21 protein-coding genes are annotated in these 22,679 nt (G+C 62.1%); 7 read left to right on the plus strand and 14 right to left on the minus strand.

The window, feature by feature from the left end; all coding sequences use genetic code 11:
* Positions 1-214 precede the first annotated feature (214 nt).
* Positions 215-2,521: a TonB-dependent receptor gene (locus PP1Y_RS03935; RefSeq protein ID WP_013836792.1), complete on the plus strand. Its 2,307-nt coding sequence runs from the start codon at positions 215-217 to the stop codon at positions 2,519-2,521.
* 470 nt (positions 2,522-2,991) lie between these two features.
* Here PP1Y_RS03935 and PP1Y_RS03940 read toward each other — a convergent pair whose 3' ends face one another.
* From PP1Y_RS03940 to PP1Y_RS03950, 3 genes are all read right to left on the minus strand, one after another.
* Entirely contained in the window at positions 2,992-4,290 is a 1,299-nt protein-coding gene (locus tag PP1Y_RS03940) for an allantoate amidohydrolase (protein WP_369799478.1), read from the minus strand.
* 82 nt (positions 4,291-4,372) lie between these two features.
* Positions 4,373-4,729 carry a DUF6152 family protein gene (locus PP1Y_RS03945; protein ID WP_041558359.1) on the minus strand — a complete coding sequence of 119 codons (357 nt, stop codon included), beginning with the start codon at positions 4,727-4,729 and terminating at the stop codon, positions 4,373-4,375.
* A 118-nt stretch (positions 4,730-4,847) separates the two neighbouring features.
* On the minus strand, positions 4,848-5,630 hold the full coding sequence (locus PP1Y_RS03950) for a hypothetical protein (protein WP_232512242.1): 783 nt from the start codon (positions 5,628-5,630) through the stop codon (positions 4,848-4,850).
* Between the two features lie 203 nt (positions 5,631-5,833).
* On the opposite strand from PP1Y_RS03950, the gene PP1Y_RS03955 reads away from it, so the two are divergent.
* The 3 genes from PP1Y_RS03955 to PP1Y_RS03965 all read left to right on the plus strand — a co-directional run bounded on the left by PP1Y_RS03955 (position 5,834) and on the right by PP1Y_RS03965 (position 7,370).
* Entirely contained in the window at positions 5,834-6,304 is a 471-nt protein-coding gene (locus PP1Y_RS03955) for a DUF6644 family protein (protein WP_051009940.1), read from the plus strand.
* Positions 6,305-6,342: 38 nt separating this feature from the next.
* Complete coding sequence (locus PP1Y_RS03960; protein WP_013836796.1) at positions 6,343-6,837, plus strand: DUF6644 family protein; 495 nt, start codon at positions 6,343-6,345, stop codon at positions 6,835-6,837.
* Between the two features lie 89 nt (positions 6,838-6,926).
* Complete coding sequence (locus PP1Y_RS03965; protein WP_013836797.1) at positions 6,927-7,370, plus strand: DUF6152 family protein; 444 nt, start codon at positions 6,927-6,929, stop codon at positions 7,368-7,370.
* Between the two features lie 125 nt (positions 7,371-7,495).
* On the opposite strand, the gene PP1Y_RS03970 is transcribed toward PP1Y_RS03965, so the two are convergent.
* The 4 genes from PP1Y_RS03970 to PP1Y_RS03985 are packed head-to-tail and all read right to left on the minus strand — an operon-like array spanning position 7,496 to position 10,607.
* Positions 7,496-8,407, minus strand: coding sequence for a class III extradiol dioxygenase subunit beta (locus PP1Y_RS03970; protein ID WP_013836798.1), 912 nt, complete (start codon positions 8,405-8,407; stop codon positions 7,496-7,498).
* Positions 8,407-8,817 (minus strand): protocatechuate 4,5-dioxygenase subunit alpha, encoded by a 411-nt coding sequence (gene ligA / locus PP1Y_RS03975; RefSeq protein WP_013836799.1) that lies wholly within the window; start codon positions 8,815-8,817, stop codon positions 8,407-8,409. The genes PP1Y_RS03970 and ligA overlap by 1 nt, the downstream gene beginning before the upstream one ends.
* A 29-nt stretch (positions 8,818-8,846) precedes the next feature.
* Positions 8,847-9,704: a formyltetrahydrofolate deformylase gene (gene purU, locus PP1Y_RS03980; protein ID WP_013836800.1), complete on the minus strand. Its 858-nt coding sequence runs from the start codon at positions 9,702-9,704 to the stop codon at positions 8,847-8,849.
* Positions 9,705-9,737: 33 nt separating this feature from the next.
* Positions 9,738-10,607 (minus strand): methylenetetrahydrofolate reductase, encoded by an 870-nt coding sequence (locus PP1Y_RS03985; RefSeq protein WP_013836801.1) that lies wholly within the window; start codon positions 10,605-10,607, stop codon positions 9,738-9,740.
* Between the two features lie 281 nt (positions 10,608-10,888).
* Between PP1Y_RS03985 and PP1Y_RS03990 the strand changes: the two genes are divergently transcribed.
* Positions 10,889-11,503, plus strand: a complete 615-nt coding sequence (locus PP1Y_RS03990) for an alpha/beta fold hydrolase (RefSeq protein ID WP_232512244.1) — start codon at positions 10,889-10,891, stop codon at positions 11,501-11,503.
* A complete protein-coding gene (locus PP1Y_RS03995) occupies positions 11,503-12,906 on the plus strand; it encodes an aminomethyltransferase family protein (RefSeq protein WP_013836803.1) in 1,404 nt (467 codons plus the stop codon). Before PP1Y_RS03990 ends, PP1Y_RS03995 begins: the two co-directional genes overlap by 1 nt.
* A gap of 210 nt (positions 12,907-13,116) precedes the next feature.
* Here the strand turns inward: PP1Y_RS03995 and PP1Y_RS04000 are convergent, their stop codons facing one another.
* From PP1Y_RS04000 to PP1Y_RS04015, 4 genes are all read right to left on the minus strand, one after another.
* Positions 13,117-13,875 carry an IclR family transcriptional regulator gene (locus PP1Y_RS04000; RefSeq protein WP_013836804.1) on the minus strand — a complete coding sequence of 253 codons (759 nt, stop codon included), beginning with the start codon at positions 13,873-13,875 and terminating at the stop codon, positions 13,117-13,119.
* A gap of 7 nt (positions 13,876-13,882) precedes the next feature.
* Positions 13,883-14,284 (minus strand): nuclear transport factor 2 family protein, encoded by a 402-nt coding sequence (locus PP1Y_RS04005; protein WP_041558362.1) that lies wholly within the window; start codon positions 14,282-14,284, stop codon positions 13,883-13,885.
* Positions 14,281-15,408: a cobalamin-independent methionine synthase II family protein gene (locus tag PP1Y_RS04010; protein WP_013836805.1), complete on the minus strand. Its 1,128-nt coding sequence runs from the start codon at positions 15,406-15,408 to the stop codon at positions 14,281-14,283. The genes PP1Y_RS04005 and PP1Y_RS04010 overlap by 4 nt, the downstream gene beginning before the upstream one ends.
* 172 nt (positions 15,409-15,580) lie before the next feature.
* Positions 15,581-17,005, minus strand: coding sequence for an aldehyde dehydrogenase family protein (locus PP1Y_RS04015; protein ID WP_013836806.1), 1,425 nt, complete (start codon positions 17,003-17,005; stop codon positions 15,581-15,583).
* A gap of 287 nt (positions 17,006-17,292) precedes the next feature.
* On the opposite strand from PP1Y_RS04015, the gene PP1Y_RS04020 reads away from it, so the two are divergent.
* A complete protein-coding gene (locus PP1Y_RS04020) occupies positions 17,293-19,422 on the plus strand; it encodes an acetate--CoA ligase family protein (RefSeq protein WP_013836807.1) in 2,130 nt (709 codons plus the stop codon).
* 193 nt (positions 19,423-19,615) lie between these two features.
* Here PP1Y_RS04020 and PP1Y_RS04025 read toward each other — a convergent pair whose 3' ends face one another.
* The 3 genes from PP1Y_RS04025 to PP1Y_RS04035 all read right to left on the minus strand — a co-directional run bounded on the left by PP1Y_RS04025 (position 19,616) and on the right by PP1Y_RS04035 (position 22,488).
* Positions 19,616-20,470, minus strand: coding sequence for a p-hydroxycinnamoyl CoA hydratase/lyase (locus tag PP1Y_RS04025; protein WP_013836808.1), 855 nt, complete (start codon positions 20,468-20,470; stop codon positions 19,616-19,618).
* Positions 20,471-20,668: 198 nt separating this feature from the next.
* Positions 20,669-21,241, minus strand: coding sequence for a VOC family protein (locus tag PP1Y_RS04030; protein ID WP_013836809.1), 573 nt, complete (start codon positions 21,239-21,241; stop codon positions 20,669-20,671).
* Between the two features lie 11 nt (positions 21,242-21,252).
* The gene (locus PP1Y_RS04035; protein ID WP_013836810.1) at positions 21,253-22,488 is read right to left on the minus strand and encodes an aromatic ring-hydroxylating dioxygenase subunit alpha; all 1,236 of its coding nucleotides are present in this window, start codon (positions 22,486-22,488) and stop codon (positions 21,253-21,255) included.
* Positions 22,489-22,679: the final 191 nt, after the last annotated feature.

Raw genomic sequence — 22,679 nt, forward strand, 5'->3', positions numbered from 1 at the left:
GCCGGTGGGATGAATGTCCCGACCGGCCTGCGCATTTTTGTTTCTTAAGAACCTTTATTACAAACACGTATTTCGCCCATCGGCGAAATACTTTCAAATCAAATCAGCGAGAACTTTCCGGGAAATTGCCTGATGTTGCATTGCAGCGAGCGGTGGGCTCGCAGCATATTTCATGCCGCATCGCGCGGTGGGAAAGCAGCGGGAAATTTGAACCATGACAGGAAAGACAGCACTCGCCCTGGCTCTATCGACGAGCCTGGCGAGCATCGTGCAACCGGCATTTGCCTCGGAGGATCGTGCCGCCACGGAGACCGGCACTTCGCTCGATATCGTCGTGACGGCAACACGCCGTGAGCAGAAGCTTCAGGACGTTCCGATCGCGGTGACGGCGATCAGCGCCGAGCAATTCGTCGCTTCGAACTACAAGGACCCCTCCGAGCTACAGTACCTTTCGCCCAGCGTGCAGGTCAGCTCCAGCGGCGGCGCCGGTTTCAACGTACGCGGCGTGGGCACCAACAGTTTCAATGCCGCGACCGAGCAGACCGTGGGTCTCGTCGTAGATGGCATCGTCTATGGTTTCGTCAATGATCTGGGCGCCGACATGAGCGACGTGTCGCGGGTGGAAATCCTGCGCGGTCCACAGGGCACGCAGTTTGGCAAGAACGCGTCCGCGGGCGTGATCAACATTACCACTGAACGTCCGTCTACCGACCGGACCTACAGCGTCCTTCACGCTTCATATGGTTCCTACGACGACACGAATGCGAGCTACCGGGTCAACGTTCCTGTAACCGATACCCTTGCCGTAATGGGTGTCGCATCCTACCAGAACCGCGATGGCTGGGCGTGGAACCCGGTGCGCCAGGAAAACGCCGGCGACAGGGATCAGGTCGGTCTCAAGGGCAAGCTCAAGTGGGCGCCCACTGTTGATTTCGACATCTTCGCCAGCGTCGATTACCGTCGCTCCTACTCGAGCCCCGCATTTCTCTCCAGCTATCGTCGGTTGGGCATCGGCAGCGGCACTGTTCCACCCGGGTTCGGTATCCTCGACTACGGGATCGAACCGGGGCCTAACAACACCGAAACAGGTCTTGCCAGCGACAGCTATCAGATCAACCGCGTCGGCGGTGGTACGTTCGAGGCGAATTACCACTTCGGCAACTATACCCTGACAGCGCTAACCGGATATCGCATGCTCGGACGCGATGCCTTCGCAACTTTGGGCAGCACGCCGATCACTGCGGCCGAAGGGCCTGTGCGCGTGCGCAGCGACCAGTTCTCTCAGGAACTGCGCCTGAGTTCGTCGGGCGGCCAGTTCATCGACTTCACCTCGGGGCTTTACTACTATCACCGCAGTTCCAAGGAAGTCAGCATGTTTGCGGGCGATTTCGGCGGCCTGGCCGAGCTGCTTCATGGCCCGGGCGCGTTGCTTTCGTTCAGCGGTGGCCGCGATTACCTCAGCTATTCGGTCGACAGCATTGCCGGCTTCATCGACGGCACTGTCAATGTTAGCGACGATCTCAAGTTGATCCTCGGCGGACGGTTGACCCGGGACAAGGCATCCTCCAGCCTTTATACCGTCGAAGTCGAGGGCGTTTACCCGTTGACGGGCATGGTCTCAGGCCCTGGCAGTGCCAAGACCGCGAATACCGATTTTTCCTGGCGCGCTGGCTTGCAGTACAATTTCACGCCGAATGTAATGGCCTATTTTACTGCTGCGCGCGGCTACAAGGGACCGCTGGCGATTGCCGTCGCCGGTTCTTCGGCGCGGATCGTCGATCCCGAGACCGTCAAGTCGCTCGAAGCCGGGATCAAGACGACGTGGTTGAACGGCAACCTGCTGTTCAACTTGACTGCCTTTCGTGAAAAGTTTCGCAATTTCCAGACCAGTGTTCCCGACACGACCCTCCTGCCGCCCGGCTTTGCGCTGGGTAATGCCGGTGGCATGAAGACGCAGGGCATCGAGGTGGAATTCTCTGTGAAGCCGACGCCGGGGCTGACGCTGATTGCGAACGGCACTTACCAGGATGCCAAGTACACCGATTTCCTTAGCGCCTGCTATTCCGAGTACGAACCGATCCAGCCGCCCGTCACGGACGATCCCAATGTCGTCGGGGCCTGCTATACCGTACCCGGTACCGGGCTGAGTTATATCCAGGCAAAGGGATCGCCCGCGCCGAACGCCAGCAAGTGGAACCTGGCGCTGGCGGCAAGCTTCGAGCAGCCGATCGGAGAAGATCTGGCAGTCGATGCGACAGCCAACTATACTTATCGCAGTGATTTCTACACCAACGGCGTCGATCCCAATACCCGTGTGGACGGCCGCGGCATTGTCAACGTCAACCTGGGGGTCGGAGCCCAGGACGATACCTGGCGTGTCGGCGTGTTCGCCCGCAACCTCTTCGACAAGTACTACGTTTCAGGAATTGAACTGGGCGGTTTCGACGAAGGCTCGCTTGTTAACGTGCTGGATCTCGAAGCCCGGCGCACGCTCGGCGTCGTCCTCGATACGCGCTTCTGATCACCTGACTGCATAGATGCCGCTGGCCGGGACGTCGATGATCCGGGTCATTCCCTCTCCGCGCCACAGGATATCCCCTGTGGCGCGGTTTTTTTTCGTGCAGCCTGCGTCAAACGCCGGGTCGGCGATGGCGGTTGGATGACAGGAACTGGCAGGGCAGGACATGATAAGGCAGGGTGATCCGCGAGACGAGATGATCGCAGCTGCAACCATCGCAACCGCCTTTCGCGGTCAGCGGCCATATTTGTGAGTTCCGTCCACATCGAGGGCTGACGGTCATGCCGCTTCGTCGGAACGAGACCGCGCTCTGCCGGAGGACGGCCAATGAGCCGGCCCGCATGGGCGGGAGATCTTCGCCAGCCTGCTCCCGGCTATTGGAGCATGCGCATACGATCAAAAAAAGAGCGACGCCCCTTCCAGGGCGCCGCTCTTCTCAGGATGGGACCGGCAAACTTTCAAGTAGCGGGCGATCAGTCCTCCGCTCGATCCCGGGCAAGGGGGAAGGCCCGAATGAAGTGCTCAAGAGCTTCCAAGGCCTGATCGACGTCCTCCACGGTGACGCTTTCCGCGGGATTGTGGCTGATGCCTTTGAGGCATCGAATGAAAAGCAGGATCGACGGTACGAAGCGGGACATGACCATGGTGTCGTGACCGGCGCCCGAAACCATCCTGCGGCCGGAGCTTCCGGTCTTGCGCACGGCTTCGCACATAATTTCAATCAGTTTCGGATCGCAGGGAGAGGGAGGCAGGTCCTGGATCAGCTCATGCATGACAGGGATCCCGCGGCGCTCCCCGATGTCTCCCAGGCCTTGCAGGATCTGCATGGCAGCGCGCTTGCGCAGGACATCATCGCCCGAACGGATGTCCAGCGTGAATTCGACCTGGCCGGGGATGACGTTGACGGCGCCGGGCCGGGCCTCGACATGGCCCACTGTGGCGACGAGATCTTCACCAAAGCGCCTGGCGACGGTCTCGACCATCTGGATTGCCTCGGCTGACGCGGCCAGGGCATCCTTTCGCAGCGACATGGAAGTGGTGCCTGCGTGCCCTGCCTGACCACTGAAGGTGACAAGGTAACGCTGCTGCCCTGCAATGCTGGTGGCAACGCCGATCGCTTCATCGATAGCTTCCAGCAGGGGCCCCTGTTCGATATGGGCCTCGACGAAGCAGAGCAGTTCGGCCGCAGTGCGGCGGGCCTGCACTACCGTTTTTGCGGAAATGCGCTGGCCAGCCACTTCCGGAAACGTATCAAGTGCCTGTGCCACGCTGACACCTTCGCCGTCGCAGATCTCGAGGCTGTGGGTCTCCAGCGTACCTGTTACGGCGCTTGAACACATCATCGAGCCGGGAAAGCGCGATCCTTCCTCGTCGCCGAATGCGATGACCTCAAGAGCGAAGGGAAAGCGTTCGCCTCGGTTATGGAAACGGTTGACAAGCTCGATACCGAGAAGCACGCCCAGTGGCCCGTCATAGGCACCCGCATTGCGCACGCTGTCGATGTGCGATCCCATGAGGATTGCAGGCGCGTCGGGCGTGTCTGCTTCATAACGAGCTACAACGTTCCCGATGCCGTCGATCCTTGCCGTCATTCCGGCTTCACCGGCCCAGTCGATCACCTGCCGTATGGTCGCGTGATGGGCTGGTCCCAGGTAGGGTCTGAACAGGTAATCGCCGGCATCGCTGAACGGTTCGTACTTGAGCAAGTCGCAGCGCGCCACGACGCGTGCGCCGTCTGTCGAACTGCTGTGTGGGGGCGAGTGGAGCGGAATTGGCGCGATAGTTCCGAAGGCGGACGCGCCGGGGCCTGGAGCAGATGAAGGCATGGGAGCTCAGCTAGCGTGCGACCGGTAATCAGGGCTTGTCGGTAATGACAGTGCCGTCGGGCAGCTTCGCGGATACCGCGAGGCCATAGTCCACACCGTCCTTGCGCGGGTGCACGCGGAAGCGGACCTTGTCGCCTGCCTTCATGATCGTGGGGCTCCAGCCTTTTCGGCCGATAATGTTGGGGGTGGAGCATTCGACGGTCCACACCTTGTTTCCGGACTGTACCGTGATCATCACATGCGGATTGCGCCATGTGAAGGTTTTGACCACGCCGTCGAATTCGACGTACTTGTTCGAATCGAACATGTTGAAGGAATGGTGCGCGAATGCGGCCGGCGACGAGAGAGCCAGGCCGATGGCAACCAGGCTGCAGATCTTCTTCATGTTTTGCCTCATCATGGGGAAGGGCCGGGGCCCGGGTGTTTCAGTTGAGTGGCCGATGGGCCGAAAAAGTACCCTCCCTGCCGATCGGGCCAGGGAATGCCGACAGGACGGCCTATTTTCAGTGGTCGAAGGGATCGCCCGTGACCTTGTCTTCGAGCAAGCGTTCTGCCTCGATATCGATATCCTTGATCGCCTCGAGATCGACTTTGGAAAGTGCGTCGAGATCCACTTCGCATACGGCCTCGTAGCGCGGACTGTCATCAGGCATCCGGTCGTAATGGACGGTCACCGAATAGGGCTTCGCGTAGTAGACCGGGTCGTCGACGGTCATCGTCAGGGTCAGGACCTTGCCGCCGGGTTCGACGTGAAAGCGCTCGACAATGTGGGCTTCAGCGCTGGTGCCGGGAAGGTCTCGTCCAACCTGCCAGATTCCGTGCCTCTTGCCGCGTCCGTTAAGGCCGATGGTGTCGACGATCAGGTCGCCGTTGTCCCAGTGACCTACCGAATTTCCGTACCAGGATGGATCGATGATGTCCGGGTGGGGGACATTCAGATAGACGGTACGCGGCTCTATTGAGGATTCTGCGGTAATGGCAACACGCCCGATGCCCGCCAGAATCTGCATCGGCGTACGCAGGAACATCACGCTTGGAAAACCGCCCGGAAGACAGAGCATGCTCGTGACGCCGCGGACATAGCCAGCCTGCTCCGCCGCCTTCCTCTTGGCGAGGAAATCCTTCGCTTCCTGCGTCAGCTCCGGCTCCGGCACGGCGACGCCGTCGGTCCACTCCGTGACGCGGTAGTTCCACATGCCTTCGATGGGAAGGTCATCGGCCTGAGCCGTTGGCGCGATGGCGAGCCCGATGGCCAGGGTCGCAGCCTTTGAAATGGCGGAGGGCATGGATCGTACTCCGATGCTTTGCTTGAATTGACTGGCGGTTGCTTGTGAGGAAAGCCGGGGCTTTCTGTTGCTGCACGATCTTTCGCACAGGCAGCGTCGATGCGCATCGCGGACGATTCGTGAAGACCTTCAAAGCCTATCTGAAAACGGATCACCGGTGGCTCGACTAAGGTTCGTCCGACAGTTGAGGATGAGGTCCCGCATTGTTCGAACAAATCAGCCAGCAGATAGCGCAAACCGCGGCCAGCGCTTTCGTTGCCAACCATCTTTGGGTCACGCCCTTTGTGCAGAGCATCCATATTCTGGCCATTGCCGCTCTTTCGGGCGCGTTGCTGATGATCAACCTACGTCTGCTTGGCCTCGCCGCTCCCTGCCATGCAATGGCGGGGGCGGCCAGGCGCGACGGTCGCGTGGCAATCGGTGCAGGCTTCGTATTGTTGCTCAGCGGTATTGTCCTGATAATTGGTGAGCCCGCTCGCGAGCTGACCAACGCGCTGTTCCAGATCAAGATGCTGCTGGTCGCGGCAATCACTGGCGCAGTCATTTTATACATCAGAAAAAGCGATCGCAGCGAAGAGGCCTGGAGCGGACTGAGTGGCAAGCTGCTGGCCGCCGTCCTCATCGGCCTGTGGGCTTCCATCATCTTCGCTGGTCGCTGGATCGCCTACGTCTGAACCGGCGCCTACCGGCTGCCACTAGCAGGAGATACGCGATGGGAAGCGCTGCTTTTCCTTTCCTTGCCGCCCTGGAATCGATCGGTGCGGCGCAGTACGTCCGGGAATCGACCTGGGCCTACCCCACCCTCGAAACACTGCATGTCATGGCTATTGCGCTCGTGGTCGGCAGCATCTGGATCGTCGACCTGCGAATACTGGGCCTGTTGTTGCAGCGGCGCAGCATCGAGTCGGTCATGAACGAGATGCTGCCGGTCACCTGGATTGTCTTTGCACTTGCCCTGATCACCGGCGCGCTGATGTTCATGTCCTCGGCTATCATGTTTGCCGATAACCCGGCGTTCCGGATCAAGGTCATCGTTCTCGCCTTAGCCGGGGTCAACGTGCTGTTCTTCCACACTCACGCGATGAAGCAGTGGCAGGTGGTGGGCGGGCATGCCGTTGCGAGTCCGGCGATGAAGGTGTCCGGCGGAGCCTCGATCATCCTGTGGGTCAGCACCATCGCCGCCGGTCGCTGGATCGGGTTCCTCTGAAGTCGTCCCTTGGTCCCGCCGGCGCGAGACTGGGTGAAGTTCGTTCCTCAGTCTCCGAACGCGCGGCAGAAATTCGTGGAGAAAACCAGATGTCTGAAGTTCATTCTCGTCCGACCGTTCGGCGCAGCTTGCGGCGCGCGTTCCTGAAGTCGACGCTTGCCGTAGCGGCTGCGAGTGGCGTGGGATTGGTTTCGATCTCGGCAGATGCTCACCACAGCTTTGCCATGTTCGACAATGCAAAGACGGTCACGGTGACCGGAACCGTCGAGCAGTATCGCTGGCAGATGCCGCATGTATGGATCTACATGACGCTGCCCCAGTCGGGCGGCAAGGTGATCAAGTGGTCGGGCGAATGTCATGCGCCCAATATCATCGCACGCAAGGGGTGGAACCGCCAGACCTTGAAACAGGGCGATCGCATCAGCGTGACGATGCACCCGATGCGGGACGGTTCTCAGGTGGGCAGCGTCATCTCGATCAAGTTGCCGGACGGTACTGTCCTGTGGAATGCGGACTCCAAGAACTCTTTCTGATTTCGCACGACGTTAGACCACTGCGCCTTGCGTCGGGGATCTCCCGGACAAGGCGCGTTCAAGGCCTGGAAGGCTGCTTCCCCGCCCGTGCTGCTCATGGCAGGACAGGCGGGGAATTCGGTGGATCAGGCGACCATGTCCTGTGGAATGGCGCTGCTGCCTTCCAGCGTGCGGCTGGGCGGTACGGTGGGATCGACGGGTTCGAGCACAATGTGGCCGAGCGCCGTGTTGCTGACCGGCACATGGTAGTGGCGATGCAAGGCGCGGGTGCTCTTGCCCAGGGCGCCGCGCATGATCAGCCACATGACCATCTCGATGCCTTCCGAGCCGGTCTCGCGCAGGTACTCGATATGGGGGACGTGGCGCAGATCCTGTCCCTCTCCGGTCAGGCCGTCGAGGAAGCGGTTGTCCCATTCCTTGTTGATCAGGCCCGCGCGCGGCCCCTGCAACTGGTGGCTCATGCCGCCAGTGCCCCAGATCTGGACCTTGAGGTCCTCGGGAAAGCTTGAAACCGCGCGGGAGATCGCTTCGCCCAGCGCCCAGCAGCGATTGCCCGATGGCGGCGGATAAGTGACGACGTTGACCGCCAGCGGGATTACCTTCACCGGCCATTTGTCGACATCGCCGAACATCATCGTGAGCGGCACTGTCAGGCCGTGGTCCACTTCCATCTCGTTGATGATGGTGGTGTCGAATTCATCGAGGACAAGGCTCTGCGCGATGTGCCAGGCAAGATCGGGGTGGCCTTCGACCACCGGCACGGGGCGCGGGCCGAAGCCCTCGTCGGCCGGAGTGTAACGTTCGCCGCAACCGATGGCGAAAGTCGGGATGACTTTCATGTCGAAGGCGCTGGCGTGGTCGTTGTAGACCAGGATGACGACGTCCGGACGGCTTTCAGGCGCCATGATCCATTCGCGGGTCCAGTCGAACCCGGCAAAGGCGGGCTTGAAATAATCGTCGCCGTCCTTGCCGTGATCGTGGGCATAGCCCAGCACGGGAATGTGGCTGCAGCCGATGCCGTGAGTAATGCGTGCCATCAGTTGTTCTCCCGGATCGAACGCTGCCCCACAGGGGAGCGCCCGCCCGCCATCATCATCGCCTGGTATTCCTCGACGCTCATGCCGGTCATCGTCGAAACGCCCTGGACCACGCTGATGCCATCGGTGGAGAAGACCTTGGCGAGAAAGTAGATGTTGCCGCCCAGATTGAGCAGCCGGTTGTAATCGCGGGCAAGAAGCGCCTGCTTCTGCTCCTCGCTCATCGGCCATTCGTCGATATAGGCCCGTTCGTCGGCCTTGAACCGCTCGCGGTTCTCCGGCTTCATCAGGCTCATGGCGCACTGGTTGAGATGATAACCCTGCCGGGCTCTCTGCGCCGTGAATACTTGCGTGCCTGGAATATCTTCAAGGTCCGCCAGGTAACTGGCGATGTCTGTCGCTTCGCGCATGGAGACTGTCCTTTCGGTTCCGGTGCGGCCTAGTCGCGGAACACGACGGTGCGGGCGCCATTGGCAAAGACCCGGTCATCGAGGTGCAGACGAACCGCTTCGGCGAGCACTCGCCGTTCGATATCACGGCCGCGGCGCACGAGTTCTTCGGGCATGTCGGCGTGGCTGATGCGCTCGACGTCCTGATGGATGATCGGACCTTCGTCGAGGTCGGCGGTTACGTAATGGGCGGTCGCGCCGATCATCTTTACGCCGCGATCGAATGCCTGGTGATAGGGCTTGGCGCCCTTGAACCCAGGCAGGAACGAATGGTGGATGTTGATGCAGCGGCCGGAGAGGAAGCCTGCCATCTCGTCGGACAGGATCTGCATGTAGCGTGCCAGGACGACGAGTTCGGCACCGCTTTCTTCGACCAAAGCGCGGATCTGCGCCTCCTGCTGCGGTTTGGTGTCCTTGGTGACCGGCAGGTGCATGTAGGGCAGGCCGTTGATCAGCGAGGTATGCAGCACTTCGCGCGGATGGTTGGAGACGATGCCGACGACTTCCATCGGCAGTTCCCCTATCCGCTGGCGATAGAGCAGGTCGCCCAGGCAGTGGTCCCACTTGGAGACCAGCAGCATGACCTTCTTGGGGCGGGCCTTGTCACGCAGGCTCCATTCCATGCCTGCAGCCTCGGCGATGGGCGCGAAGCCGGCGCGCAGCACCTCGACCGAGCCGGGCTTCCCGGGTTGGAATTCGACGCGCATGAAGAACCGACCGGCAGGGCGGTCGTGGAATTCCTGCGCGTCGACGATGTTGCAGCCGCACTCGGCAAGATAAGTTGCGACCTTGGCGACAAGACCGGGCGCATCATCGCATTGCAGGCGCAGGGTGTAGATCTCAGACACCTTTGAAGGTTCCTCTCTTTCTGGAGTGCCGCGTCAGTTCTTGCGCGCGAACTCGTTGATCCATGCGACGGTCTTCTCGAGGCCGCCGAAGGGGTAGAAGTGCAGGCGAACGGGGCCGTGTTCCTCGCCCAGTCCCTGTTCGAGAGATTTCACGAGTTTGTCGGGACCGGCCGAGCCGATGAGCCTGGTGATGGAAATGCCGTATTTGGCCATGACGGAAGCCGAAGCGCCGACGCCGCAGCGCGCCGCAAACCGCATCAGGGTCTTGATGCCGGCCGGGCCGGGTACGCCCAGGCGCACCGGTGCCTCGATGCCGCGCTCGCGCAGTTCCTTGAGCCAGGCAAGCACCGCATCGGCGTCGAAGGCGAACTGTGTGACGATCAGAGGAGCCATGCCGCGTGCCACAATGGCATTGCATTTGTCTTCGAGGACCTGCCAGCACTGTTCGTCTGACATGTTGGGATGTCCTTCGGGATGGCCGCCGATGCCGATGGCCGTGATGCCATTGCGTTCGAAATCGCCCGTGGCGATCAGGGCCATACTGTCGGCAAAGGGGCCTTCCGGCTCTGCCGGGTCGCCGGCGATGATGAAGCTGCGCTTCACGCCGGCCTCCCGCGTCACGGCCGCGAGGTAACGCTCGAATTCATCGCGTGAAGTGATGCGACGCGCGGAGAAGTGGGGCATCGGCTCGAAACCGAGTTCCCGCACCGTGCGCGCCGCGGCGACGCGGGCGTCGAATTCCTCTCCCGGCAGGAAAGTCAGGGCGATCGGGGTCTCTGGGAGGATCCCCGGGGCGGCCGCGCGCAGGCTATCGACGTCCTTGGCCGTTATTTCCAGCGAATAGCCGTCGACCATGTTGAGAGCCGGGCGCGCCCAGTTCGGATGGATGATTGGGGTGGTCATAGTCACTTCCTTCTCCCCCCGCGCCCTTCTTGCCCGCATTCCTGCGAACCGGAATTGGGGATGGGCTTTTCGAGAACTGATTGCGGAATTCTCTCTAGCGCGTCAAAGAAGATTCGTATAGGTGAAAATTCATGAATGCGAATATAGATGCCGAATCTGAAATCCTCGTGATCCTCCCGGGGCTGCTGTGCGACGGACGTATGTTCGCTGGCCAGCTTGCGGAATTCGCCGGAAGCCGAAGCATCGACGGCTTCTACGGCGGCGCAGATCGCATTGCTGCGATGGCCGATTATGCGCTGGAACGCATGCCTTCGCGCTGCGCCGTCCTCGGGCACTCGATGGGAGCACGCGTGGCATTGGAGATCGTGCGCAAGGCGCCCGACCGCGTGAGTCGAGTGGCGCTTGCCGATACCGGTATTCACGTGCCGCGCCCGGGTGAGCGCGAGCAGCGCCATGCCTTGCGCGATATAGGGCGGGAGCAGGGCTTCGCCGCGCTTGTCGATGCCTGGTTGCCGCCGATGATCGGCCCGGCAATGCGCGATGATGCGGATCTCGTCGGCCAATTGCGCGCGATGTGCCTGGACGCGGGGCAGACCGTGTTCGAGGCGCAGATCGAGGCGCTGCTGAATCGGCCGGACGTCTCCGGTGTGCTTTCTGAGCTCACCTGTCCGGTCTCGTTGATTGTTGGAGCTGACGATGCCTGGTCGCCGGTCGAACAGCACCGGGAGATTGCTGCAGCCATTGGCGGCTGCCCGCTCTCCATCGTGCCGGACGCCGGCCACATGGCTCCTGCCGAAAGGCCCGTCGCTTTCAATGCGGTCATTCGCGAATGGCTCGCATCAAATGAATCACAACCTGAGAAGAACCTGACCAAAGTACTGAAAGGCAGAATATAATGACTGAGAAGAGCCTCCAGAAGCTGATCGAAGAGAAGGGCGACATGGTCGACTTCCTGCGCAATCAGCAGACCGGCCCCAACGTCTATCCGGGCGTTCCGGGTGAATATTCGAACTGGCGCGACGAACAGCGTGCCTGGGCGGAGACCGCGGTTCTCTTCAACCAGAGCTTCCACATGGTGGACCTGCTGGTGACCGGCCCGGACGCATTCAAGATGCTGTCCTACCTTGCGCCGAACAGCTTCAAGGGCTTCGTGCCCAACCGCGCAAAGCAGTTCGCCCCGGTGACCCCGGAAGGCTATGTCATCGGCGACGTCATCCTGTTCTATCTCGAAGAAGAAAAGTTCGAGCTGGTCGGCCGTGCGCCGACGATCGAATGGGTCGAATTCCACGCGGCCTCGGGCAAGTGGGACGTCAAGGTCGAGCGCGACGAGCGCACCGCCGCACGTCCTCTCGACCAGCAGGGCTACCGTCGTAACTACCGCTTCCAGCTGCAGGGCCCGAACGCCATGAAGGTGCTGGAAAAGGCGATGGGCGAGACGCCGCCGGATCTCAAGTTCTTCCACATGGCACCGATCCAGATCGCCGGCGTCGAAGTGCGCGCCCTGCGTCACGGCATGGCCGGCCAGCCGGGCTACGAGCTGTTCGGACCCTGGAAGGACTACGACACCGTGCGCAACGCGCTGCTCGACGCCGGCAAGGACTTCGGCCTGCTCCCCTCGGGCGGTCGCACCTACAGCTCGAACACTCTTGAATCGGGCTGGATTCCCTCGCCGCTGCCGGCGATCTACACCGGTGAATCCATGCGCGAATACCGCGAATGGCTCTCGGCCAAGTCGTACGGTGGCATGACTTCGATCGGCGGCAGCTTCGTCTCCGACAACATCGAAGACTACTACCTGAACCCCTGGGAGCTGGGTTACGGCATCATGGTCAAGTTCGACCATGACTTCATCGGCCGCGAAGCGCTGGAGAAAATGAAGGACCAGCCCAAGCGTCGCAAGGTCACCCTCGCGCTCGACAACGAGGACGTGATGCGCGTGATCAGCTCGATGCTGACCAAGGGCGATCGCGCCAAGTACATGGACTTCCCGAGCGCGGTCTACGCGATGCACCCCTATGACAGCGTGCTTGTGGACGGCAAGCAAGTCGGTCTGTCGACATGGATTGGCTACACCCAGAACGAAGGCCGTTTCCTGGCCCTCGCCATGGTCGATGAATCGGTTGCGGAGCCGGGCACGCAGGTTTCTCTGCTGTGGGGTGAGCCGAATGGCGGCACCCGCAAGCCGACCGTCGAGCGCCATGTCCAGACCGAGATCCGCGCCACCGTTGCGCCGGTTCCCTACTCGGAAGTCGCTCGCGACTCCTACGCAGAAGGCTGGCGCACGAAGTCGGCTGACTGAGGCAGTACCTCTTCAGCTATCCGAAGACGGACCTCCTGCGTGTTCATGATTGGCACGCTGGGGGGCGGGATAGACAGAACAGGCAGCAGGGCCGGGCGTTGTCCCGGCCCTGTTCGCGTATCTGCATGACAGCTCCGCCTGTCCAGTGCATTACGCAGGCGGAACCCTCGCCCGCAGACGCAGACGCACGCTTCTTCGTCTTCGTGAAATCTAGCGGGAGAAGCTCTCGGCCACGGAGATGAGCACCTTGCTGGTGGCCTCCTCGATTTCCGGCGTCCAGCGCACGGTCGGGATGGCAATGGCCAGCGATCCCACCGGCTGGCCATCCTCGCGCAGGACCGTGCCCACGCCGCAGATGCCAGGGGTCATTTCCTCACGGGTCACTGCGAAGCCGAGTTCGCGTGCCTCGTCGATTTCGCGGCGTAGCGCGGCTTCCTCGGTGATCGTCGCCGCTGTATAGCGCTCCCGCGAGGATTCCCGGAAGTAATGTTCCAGAGTTTCCGGATCGAGCGCGGCAAGCAGGGCCTTGCCCGCGGCGAGGCAATGCAGCGGCGTGCGCGTGCCGACCCCGATCGAATAGCGCAGCGTATGCTCGGCAGTTTCGGTGATCGCCGCTTCGAGAAACCAGTCACGCTGCAGGAAGAAGCTGGCCGTTTCATTGGAGCGTACCCGCAGTGTCCGCACCAGAGGTCGAACCCGCTCGACCAGCGGCAGCTTGCGCGGGCTTGACCGAAGGCGTTCGAGCCCGGCGCCGGGTTGGTAGTGGCGTCCGGTGCGCGCGAGGTAGTCGCGCTCCACCAGCGTCGCAAGCAGATAGGACAGGCTGCTCACGGGAATGGCGAGGGCTTGCGCAATTTCCTGAGCCACGACGCCGTCGGGATTGGCGACGACATACTCGATGATGTCGAGCGTACGCATCGCCGACTTGACCGTCGGTGAAGTGCTTCCCGGTGCCCCCGCTATCGCCATTGTCCCCTCAGAACGTCAACAACCCGCGCCTTTCGGCAAAATGCCAGCCATCGGGCAGGCGCACGAACCGGTCGTGGAAAGATCCGACCTTTGGTGCGCCTTCACCGGTGAAGAGCAGCATTGCGCTCTCGCCCAGCGCGGTGTCCGCGTCAACAACGGTGATCTCGACGTTGGAACAGATGTGGCGGGTAACGCGCGGCGGGCGAGCCTTGAAGGCCGCCAGAATGGCCTCGCGCCCGGCGATCCAGTCGTCGGGCGCCGTTGGGCGCGCCATGCGGCCGTCGGGCGCATAGAGCGCTGCAACCGCCACCCAGTCCGCGGCATCGTTGCGGTTGGCGTAGCGGGCGACCAGCTTCGCGCAGTCGTGCTCGATCGCGCGGATAGTATCGGGGGAAAGCGTGCCGCTCACAGGCGGGCGTCCGCGATGTCGGCCCCTTCGCGCAGGGCGCGCAGTTTCTTCCAGGTCACGCCGGGATCGATCTTGCCGTAGCCCGCGAAGGTACCGAATCCGCAATCCGTGCTCGCCACGACCCGGTCCTTGCCGACGAAGGAAGCGAACCGTTCGATCCGCTGGGCGATGAGTTCGGGATGCTCGACATAGTTGGAACAGGTGTCGATCAGGCCGGGGGCCAGCACCTTCCAATCGGGCAGCCTGGCATCGCGCCACACTGTCCATTCGTGCTCGTGGCGAGGGTTGGCAGCTTCGAACAGGACCGTCGCGGGGCGGGCGGCGATCACGGTATCGACGACTTTCTCGAGCGGAATGTCGTGGTCGTGCGGGCCCTCGTAGTTGCCCCAGCAGATATGCATGCGCAAGCGATCGGGATCGATGTTGGCGGTTGCGGCATTGAGCGCCTCCACGTTGGCGGCAGCCGTGCGCAGGAACGTGTCTTCGTCCTGGTCCTGGTAGCCGGTATGGCGCGACATTGCGAGGTCGGGGCAATCGAGCTGCAGGTCGAAACCGGCTGCGACGATGGCCTCGTACTCCGGGCGCATGGCATCGACGAGATCGGCGAGATAGGCTTCGTGGCTCGGGTAGTGGCGGTTGACCTGGAAAGCGGTGATCAGGCCGGGCGAAGCGGCATTGAGGAAGCCGCGCACGCCCTGGCCGTGCTTGTCGAGCGCATGGCGGAACCTGCGGGTGTCTTCGTGTAGCGGGTCGAGTGTCCGCAGCCGTACGGGGCCGATGCAGGAGGCGCGGGTGAACTCCTGGCTGCCCATGATTGCCGACAGCTTGCGGGACAGGTCCGGGTGTTCGGCCAGATCGGCGGCGGGCTTGCGGTCGATATGACCACCGAACCCTTCGAGGCGCTCGATCATGTAGGTCGAATAGCCGACCTTGCCGAGTTCGCCGTCGCTGACCCAGGTTACACCGCTCGCTACCTGCTGGCGCACGGCCTCATCGACCGCCGCCTGCACCAGGCGGTCGAATTCGGCGGCATCGTAAGGCTCGCCCTTGTCACGCGCGAGCAGCAGCGGGGTCAGTTCGTCTCCGCGCGGAAGGCTTCCGACGTGGGTGGTGGCAATGGTCATCAGGCAGCTCCTCTTTCGAGTCCTGCCTGCCATGAATTCACAAGTGTGTATAGATTCGCATTTGCGAAATCATGAATTTTGTCATGGCAATGTGCCGCAAGGCTCTGAAAACGCGAAGGGGCCGGACTTATCCGACCCCTTGCGTCAGTTATCAATCGACTGAGGCTGCCGCTCAGGCCGGTTCGGCGGCGAGGGGCACGGCATTGATGACGTGCGCCTGGGTGTACTCCATAAGCCCGGCAAGGCCGTGCTCAGTGCCGAGGCCGGATTGCTTCGAGCCGCGGAACGGAATGTTCGGATCGATCGCAAGGTGCTGGTTCACCCAGACAGTACCGGCATCGATACGACGCGCGACATCCATCGCCCGCAGCTGGTCCATCCCCCAGACAGTGCCGCCGAGGCCATATGGAGAATCGTTGGCGCGGGCGATAACATCGTCGATTTCGGCATACTTGAGGACGGGCAGGACGGGGCCGAACTGTTCCTCGCGCACAAGCGGTGCGTCTTCGTCGAGATCCGCGACGACGGTGGGCGGGATGAAGAAGCCCTTGCGATCGGGCATCTCGCCGCCAGCCAGGACGCGCCCGCGGGTCTTGGCATCCTCGATCAGGTCCCGGACCTTTTCGTATTGCATGCGGTTCTGGACCGGACCGATCGTTGCGCCCTGCTTCGATCCGTCATCGACAACGGCGGCTTCGGCCAGACTGGCGATTTCCGCGCAGAATTCGTCGTACATCGCTTCGGGAACGTAGGCACGCTTGATCGCGACGCAGATCTGTCCCGCATTGGCCATCGCCCCGGCATAGACCTTCTGCGCTGCCAACTTGGCCGGCACGTCGTCGAGCACGATCGCAGCGTCGTTGCCGCCGAGTTCCAGCGTCACGCGCTTCACGCCTTCGGCGGCCGAAGCCATTACCTTCTTGCCCGTCGCGGTGGAGCCGGTGAAGGCGACCTTGGCAATGTCCGGATGGCCGGTGATCAGCGGACCGAGCTCGTTCTGGTCGCACACGACGTTGAAGACCCCTGCCGGCAGGATTTCGGCGGCGACTTCGCCCAGCAAGAGGGTGGTGAGCGGCGTGGTGGGCGCGGGCTTGGAGACCATCGTGTTGCCGGCAATCAGGCACGGCCCGATCTTGTTGGCCAGCAGGATCACGGGAAAGTTCCAGGGCGTGATCGAAGCGCAGACGCCAAGCGGCGTGCGGTGTTCGATCACCGTATTGCCATTCTCGTCGCGCAGGGTCTGGTCGGGCAGGCGCATCGCTGCGAAAGCGCGCAGCGTGTAGATGCTGCCGCCGATCTCGTAAGTGGCCTGATCGAGCGGCTTGCCCTGTTCGGCTGTGAGCAGGCGGGCGAACTCCTCGATGCGGGCTTCGATCGCATCGGCAAGGCGGTTGATATAGCCGCCGCGTTCGTCCGCGGTGAGGGCCGACCAGGCGGGGAGCGCCGCCTTGGCAGCAGCGACGGCCTGATTGAGAATTGCCTCGTCGGCACGCGGGCACTGGGCGAAGGCTTCCTCGGTCGCGGGATTGATGACGTCGAAGGTTGAGGCTCCGTCGATCAGGTTTCCGTTCACCAGCAGCTTGAAATCTGTTTTCACGATCGCTCTCCTTGATTAGCGTCCTGACGGACAGAGAGTTTCGCTCCGTCAGCGTAAGGCATCGAGTTTGTGGCCGTGCGGCGCCGTTATATGTATGCCGATGATACATATAACGCAAGCGCTGCGATAGCGTGGTTCCGCCAAAATGGTAGCTGACTGTCTTCGGATGACAAGCGTGTCGGCAGCGTAGAGTGCGGGCCAGTCTTGCGCATTATGTATCATAGGGATACAAGGCGCGCGGTCCGCCACAGAGCGGGTGAAGACTATTGCCCAGCCGGGAGAAGCAGATGTCCACAACCCTAGAACTATCGTCCCCTACGCTCGACCGGGCCGGAATAGACCGGCTCTTGAACCCGCGTAGCGTGGCGATCGTCGGCGCGTCCGACCGGCCGGGATCGCTGGGGGCATCGGTACTGACTAACCTCGAACGACGCGGCTTTTCCGGAGAGATCCACCTCGTCAATCCGAAGCGCGACGAGATCAACGGACGGCCCTGCGTGCCCAACGTTTCGACTCTTCCGGAAGGGATCGATGCGGCGGTTCTGGCGATTCCGCAGCCCGCGGTTCTGGATACGGTTCGGGAACTGGCCAATCGCAAATGCGGGGCGGCTGTCATCTTTTCCGCTGGCTTTGCCGAAGGCGGGGAAGAGGGCCTCGCCCAGCAGGAAGAGCTCGGCCGTATCGCCCGTGAAGCCGGCATGGTTATTGAGGGCCCCAATTGCCTGGGCCTCGTTAATTTCTCAGGCAATGTTGCGCTGACATTCGTCGAATTGCCCGAGGCCCGCGCCAAGGGCGAACCGCGCGTCGGCGTAGTCTCGCAATCGGGCGCCATGGCCGCTGTGCTTGCGACCACGATGATCGCCCGCGACGTGCCGCTGTCCTGCTATATCTCCACCGGCAACGAGGCCGCAAGCGGCGTCGAGGATTACGTAGCCTATCTCGCCGATGACCCGGCCACGGGCGTGATCGCGATGATCGTCGAGCACTTCCGCAAGCCCGACGCGTTCCTGCGCGCGGCACGCCTTGCGCGTGAGAAGGGCAAGCAGGTTGTGCTGCTCCATCCCGGCAGCAGCGAGGCTGGACGGGAGAGCGCTGCGACCCATACTGGCGCGATGGCTGGCGATCACGCGGTCATGCGCACGTTGGTCGAACGCGCCGGGGTCATCATCGTCGATGGGCTCGAGGAACTGGGCGATGTCAGCGAGATCGCGCTGCGCTGTCCCCGGTTGCCCCAGGGCGGGATCGGCGTGGTTTCCGAATCGGGTGCGCTCAAGGCGATGATGCTGGACGGTGCCGAGCGCATCGGTCTGGCCCTGCCCAGGCTGACCGACGCGGACAGCCCGGCCCTGCGCGAGGCGCTGCCGCCTTTCGTGCCGGTCAGCAATCCGCTCGACATCACCGCGCAGGGGCTGGTCGATTCGACCCTGTACAATCGCACGATCGCGGCGCTGGGCGCCGATGACCGGATCGATGCGATCCTCATTCCCCTGATCCAGACCGACACCCATACCGCTCATGTGAAGTTCTCTGCGGTGGCCAAGGCCATCGCCGCATTGAACGGAGCCAAGCCGGTGATCGTGGCCGGGGTCGACGAGGGCGGCGGCGTACTTGCCGAAGACATCGCCGCGCTGCGTGAAGTTGGGGCCCCGTACTTTCCGACGCCTGAGCGTGCATTGGCCGCTGTCGCCCGGCTCGTTTCATACGCCGGCCGTCCGCAGACGGTTTCACCGAAACCCGCCATCAGCCTTGCCGCGATTGCCCCCGGTGAAATCGTGCCCGAATACCGCGCCAAGCAGATGCTCGCTGCGCACGGCGTGTGCTTCTCCGCGGGCGAACTGGCGACTACTGCACAAGAAGCGCAGGCAATTGCCGAACGGATCGGCTATCCGGTCGTCCTCAAGGCTCAGGCCGCGGCACTCAGCCACAAAAGCGATGCAGGCGGCGTCATCGTCAACATTCCGGATGCGGCGGCCCTTGCCTCGGCATGGGAGCGCATGCAGGCAGATGTTGCAAAGGCGAGACCGGGCCTCGTCCTTGACGGCTTGCTGGTCGAGGCCATGGCCCCGCGCGGCGTGGAAATGATCGTAGGTGCGCGCCGCGATCGGGATTGGGGGGCGGTCATTCTTGTCGGCTTCGGCGGTGTCACTGCCGAGTTGCTTCACGATGCCGTGCTACTCCCGCCGGATCTGGGCGTGGAGGATATCAAGGCACGCATTCTCTCCCTGCGCCTTGCGCCGCTGCTGACCGGCTTCCGGGGAGCGCCGCGCGCCGATATCGATGCCTTGGCGCAGACCGTGGAGGCGCTTTCGGCAATCGTGCGCGGGACGCCCGAGCTGTGCGAAGTCGACCTCAATCCCGTATTGGTCCTGCCCGAAGGTGATGGCGTTGTTGCGCTGGATGCCCTGATCTCGGGGTGATCCTCCGGTCCGCGATTTTCCCTCGGTCCGCTGCATGAAGAGGCCCTGCCCGAATTGACGGGCAGGGCCTTGCAGGTTGTGCCGGGAGAGTTTCGATCAGGGACCGAAGTCCTGCCCGGAACGCAGTTCCAGTGGGCCTGGCGGCCGATAGGAGAGAGGGTGGTTCACCAGGCCCAAACCGGAGAAAGTTGGATCAGCCCTCGTTGGTAACGGCTGCCCGGGACTTGTCGTAAGCGCCCAGGCCCGGCTTGTAGCTCTTTTCGTCGATGAACTGGCGAATGCCTTCCTTGCGGCCTTCGGTCTTGTCATGGAAGTTGCAGGCTTCCTGCATGCGCACGAGATAGTCTTCGGCTTCGTCATAGGTCATCAACCCGACGCGGCGCACGGCATCCTTCGCGAACTTGAGCGTGACCGGGTTCTTCTCGAGCAACATGCGCGCGACTTCCTCGGTGCGCGCTTTCAGGCGGTCCAGTGGCACGCTTTCATTCACGAGGCGCATTGCTGCGGCCTGTTTGCCATCGATCAGATCGCCGGTCAGGGTCAGCCACATGGCATCGCGCATGGGTAGAAGATCGACCACGACCTTTGTCACGCCGCCACCGGGCAGGATCCCCCAGTTGATTTCGGAAAGGCCGAATTTCGCCTCATCGGCAGTGATTGCCAGGTCGCAGCCGAACAGCGGGCCGAAGCCGCCGCCGAAGCACCAGCCGTTGACCATCGCGATCGTCGGCTTCTGGAACCAGCGCAGGCGACGGAACCATCCGTAGCTTTCGCTTTGCGACTTGCGCACGCCGCGAAGCCCGTTTGCCTCGGTTTCACGGAAGTATTCCTTGAGATCCATGCCGGCCGACCAAGCCGATCCTTCGCCGCCAAGCACGACGACGCCCACGTCCTCGCGGAATTCCAGTTCGTCCAGCACTGCCATCATGCGTCGGTTGAGCTTGGGGCTCATCGCATTGCGCTTGGCGGGGCGCGAGAAGTAGACCCACGCAATGCCGTTGTCGATCGTGAAGGTGACGGTATCGGCTTCGTTTTCGGTTTCTGACATCAGGCAGGCTCCTTGTACTTGTTGTCTTGCACCGGTCGCCAGCCATGAGTCCGGTTGGCGCCATTGTGTATGCCTGTGATACAATAGACGTGAGAATGGGAAAGCACAAGGCGCAACATTGCCAGTCTGGCCTGTGTCACCGGGCGCCGAACTGCGAAGAGCAGGGCGCAAGGCGCCGGAAGTGCAATGTAGCTGGTATCAGGCCTTGGCGGGCTCGCGCTTGGGCAGGAGCGGCGCGCGCTCGAAGAACGAGAGGTCTTCCATTTCGTACGTCGCTGGCGTGTCGGCCTCTCGCGCGTCATGGAGCCGCTTCCAGTGGGCGAAGAGGCCCATGATATGGGGCGGGTCTCCGTGTATTTCGGTGAAAACGCCATTGAGCGCGCGCGTATCGAAGTATGCCGCGTTCACCTCGTCGGCGTAGAGTTCGGTGGCCAGCTCGAAACCCATGTCGAGCCAGCGCTGGCGCTCTGCAGCAAAGTCGGAGACGAGATAGGCGACGTGGTGGAAGCCTTCCTCACCCTTGGCGAACATGTCGCGATAGATCGACTTATGGTCATCGTGCTGCTCGATGAACTGTATCATCTGGTCGCCGAGGTAGCCGAAGGCATAGGAGACGTCCGCCTCTTCGGCTGTGCCGCGATAGGTGAACTCGTCGCAATGGTGATGGCGCACCATGCAAAAAGGGCCGGCTCCGAAGGCATCGGACCACTTGCGGGCCGCCTCGTCGATGCTGCGGACGAAGTAGGCTTGCTGGAAAAACGCGCGCTTCATGCTCATCCCTCTTACTCCGCGGCTTCGCTGATCGGTTGCTCGGCGAAGGGTTCCAGGAGTTGTTCGACCGCCAGCCCTTCCGGTATGTGGTCTGCGCCGATGCACCGGTCCACTTCTTCGTGGAACCAGTAGATACGCCGCTCCTGGTAATTGATCATCATGCCGGTGAAACCTCCGGATTCCAGGCTGCGCTGGATAGGGCCCAGGTTCATCATGTCTTCCTGCAGGACGTCGTGGAAGATTGGCAGGAACCGGTCCCAGAAGGCGGGACGCTCGCCTTCGCCCCAGTCCGGCGCGACGTATATGGCCTGCATCGTGCAGTGACCGACCCCGTCCGGCCAGAACAGGAGAACCGGGAAGCCGGTTGGCTCGACCGGCGTGATCAGGTTGGGGAACATCATGTAGGCGACGTTGTTGAGGCGGTAGAAGTCCGGCATCGATGGGATGTCGGGTGCACCTTCGAATTCCACGAAGTTCAGGCCCTCGTTCATTCTTTTGCGTGTCGCCATGCGCGAGTGGCCGCCTTCCATCAGCCCCATCGCGGCCGCCTTGCTGTCGAGCATGATGCCGGCATTGGTCGGGTGGATGGTGTTGATGTGATAGACCTCGAGGAAGGCGTCCATCGCCACCTTCCAGTTGCAGGCGATCGGATAGTCCTGCACGTGGACGGTGCGCAGCTTCTCCATGCCCACGCAATCGAGTTCGGAAACGACCGGGGCAAGGTACTCCAGCAGGGGCTGCGCGTCGCGATCGAGATTGACGAAGACCCAGCCCCCCCAAGTGTCGCAAGAGGCTTCAATGAGGCCGCGTTCGGCCTTGTTGAGGCAAGCAAAGTCGCGCTCGTCGGGTACGCCCTTGAGCCTGCCGTCGAGACCGTAGGACCAACTGTGGTACTGGCAGCGCAGCAGCCTGGTGTTGCCGCTGTCGTCGCGCACCACCGGAGCGCCGCGGTGGCGGCAGGTGTTGTAGAAGGCACGCAGCTTTTCGTCTTGCCCGCGGATCAGGAGAAGCGGCACGCCCAGGCGGTCCCAGAGGCGATAGTCACCAGGCTTGCGCAAGTCCTCGTCACGACCGGCGCAGACCCAGCTTTTCGAAAGCACGTGCTTGCGTTCCAGTTCGTGGAAGTCCGGGCTGGTGTAGCGGCCGCCCGGAATCTCGGGAAGAGGAGGAAAATCAGGCCTCGGTCCGACGCGTGCAGATTCGAAATCGATGACCTTTTCGACTTCGTCATAAATGCTGCCAGACATCAATCTCTCCTCTTGCCTTGATCCGGCGCTGCTTGCGGGAAACCTTAAGTATCAGAAATCATTATGTTTTATAATTCGCGCACGAGGGGTAATGGAACCTCATCATGCCATTCGACTCCACTATCGAAATGAATAGATGAGCAAGTTTCCGGTGACTGGCATGACTTGCACAATCGCAATCGAAAATAAAC

This window comes from Novosphingobium sp. PP1Y, assembly GCF_000253255.1.
Lineage (GTDB): Bacteria > Pseudomonadota > Alphaproteobacteria > Sphingomonadales > Sphingomonadaceae > Novosphingobium.

Bases quoted from the DNA above. Each gene is read 5' to 3' on its own strand.
- PP1Y_RS03935 (WP_013836792.1), top strand. From the start codon at position 215: ATGACAGGAAAGACAGCACTCGCCCTGGCTCTATCGACGAGCCTGGCG.
- PP1Y_RS03945 (WP_041558359.1), bottom strand. From the start codon at position 4,729: ATGAAGAAGATCTGCAGCCTGGTTGCCATCGGCCTGGCTCTCTCGTCG.
- PP1Y_RS03950 (WP_232512242.1), bottom strand. From the start codon at position 5,630: ATGCCCTCCGCCATTTCAAAGGCTGCGACCCTGGCCATCGGGCTCGCC.
- PP1Y_RS03960 (WP_013836796.1), top strand. From the start codon at position 6,343: ATGGGAAGCGCTGCTTTTCCTTTCCTTGCCGCCCTGGAATCGATCGGT.
- PP1Y_RS03965 (WP_013836797.1), top strand. From the start codon at position 6,927: ATGTCTGAAGTTCATTCTCGTCCGACCGTTCGGCGCAGCTTGCGGCGC.
- PP1Y_RS03970 (WP_013836798.1), bottom strand. From the start codon at position 8,407: ATGGCACGCATTACTCACGGCATCGGCTGCAGCCACATTCCCGTGCTG.
- ligA (WP_013836799.1), bottom strand. From the start codon at position 8,817: ATGCGCGAAGCGACAGACATCGCCAGTTACCTGGCGGACCTTGAAGAT.
- PP1Y_RS03985 (WP_013836801.1), bottom strand. From the start codon at position 10,607: ATGACCACCCCAATCATCCATCCGAACTGGGCGCGCCCGGCTCTCAAC.
- PP1Y_RS03990 (WP_232512244.1), top strand. From the start codon at position 10,889: ATGGCCGATTATGCGCTGGAACGCATGCCTTCGCGCTGCGCCGTCCTC.
- PP1Y_RS03995 (WP_013836803.1), top strand. From the start codon at position 11,503: ATGACTGAGAAGAGCCTCCAGAAGCTGATCGAAGAGAAGGGCGACATG.
- PP1Y_RS04000 (WP_013836804.1), bottom strand. From the start codon at position 13,875: ATGGCGATAGCGGGGGCACCGGGAAGCACTTCACCGACGGTCAAGTCG.
- PP1Y_RS04010 (WP_013836805.1), bottom strand. From the start codon at position 15,408: ATGACCATTGCCACCACCCACGTCGGAAGCCTTCCGCGCGGAGACGAA.
- PP1Y_RS04020 (WP_013836807.1), top strand. From the start codon at position 17,293: ATGTCCACAACCCTAGAACTATCGTCCCCTACGCTCGACCGGGCCGGA.
- PP1Y_RS04025 (WP_013836808.1), bottom strand. From the start codon at position 20,470: ATGTCAGAAACCGAAAACGAAGCCGATACCGTCACCTTCACGATCGAC.
- PP1Y_RS04030 (WP_013836809.1), bottom strand. From the start codon at position 21,241: ATGAAGCGCGCGTTTTTCCAGCAAGCCTACTTCGTCCGCAGCATCGAC.
- PP1Y_RS04035 (WP_013836810.1), bottom strand. From the start codon at position 22,488: ATGTCTGGCAGCATTTATGACGAAGTCGAAAAGGTCATCGATTTCGAA.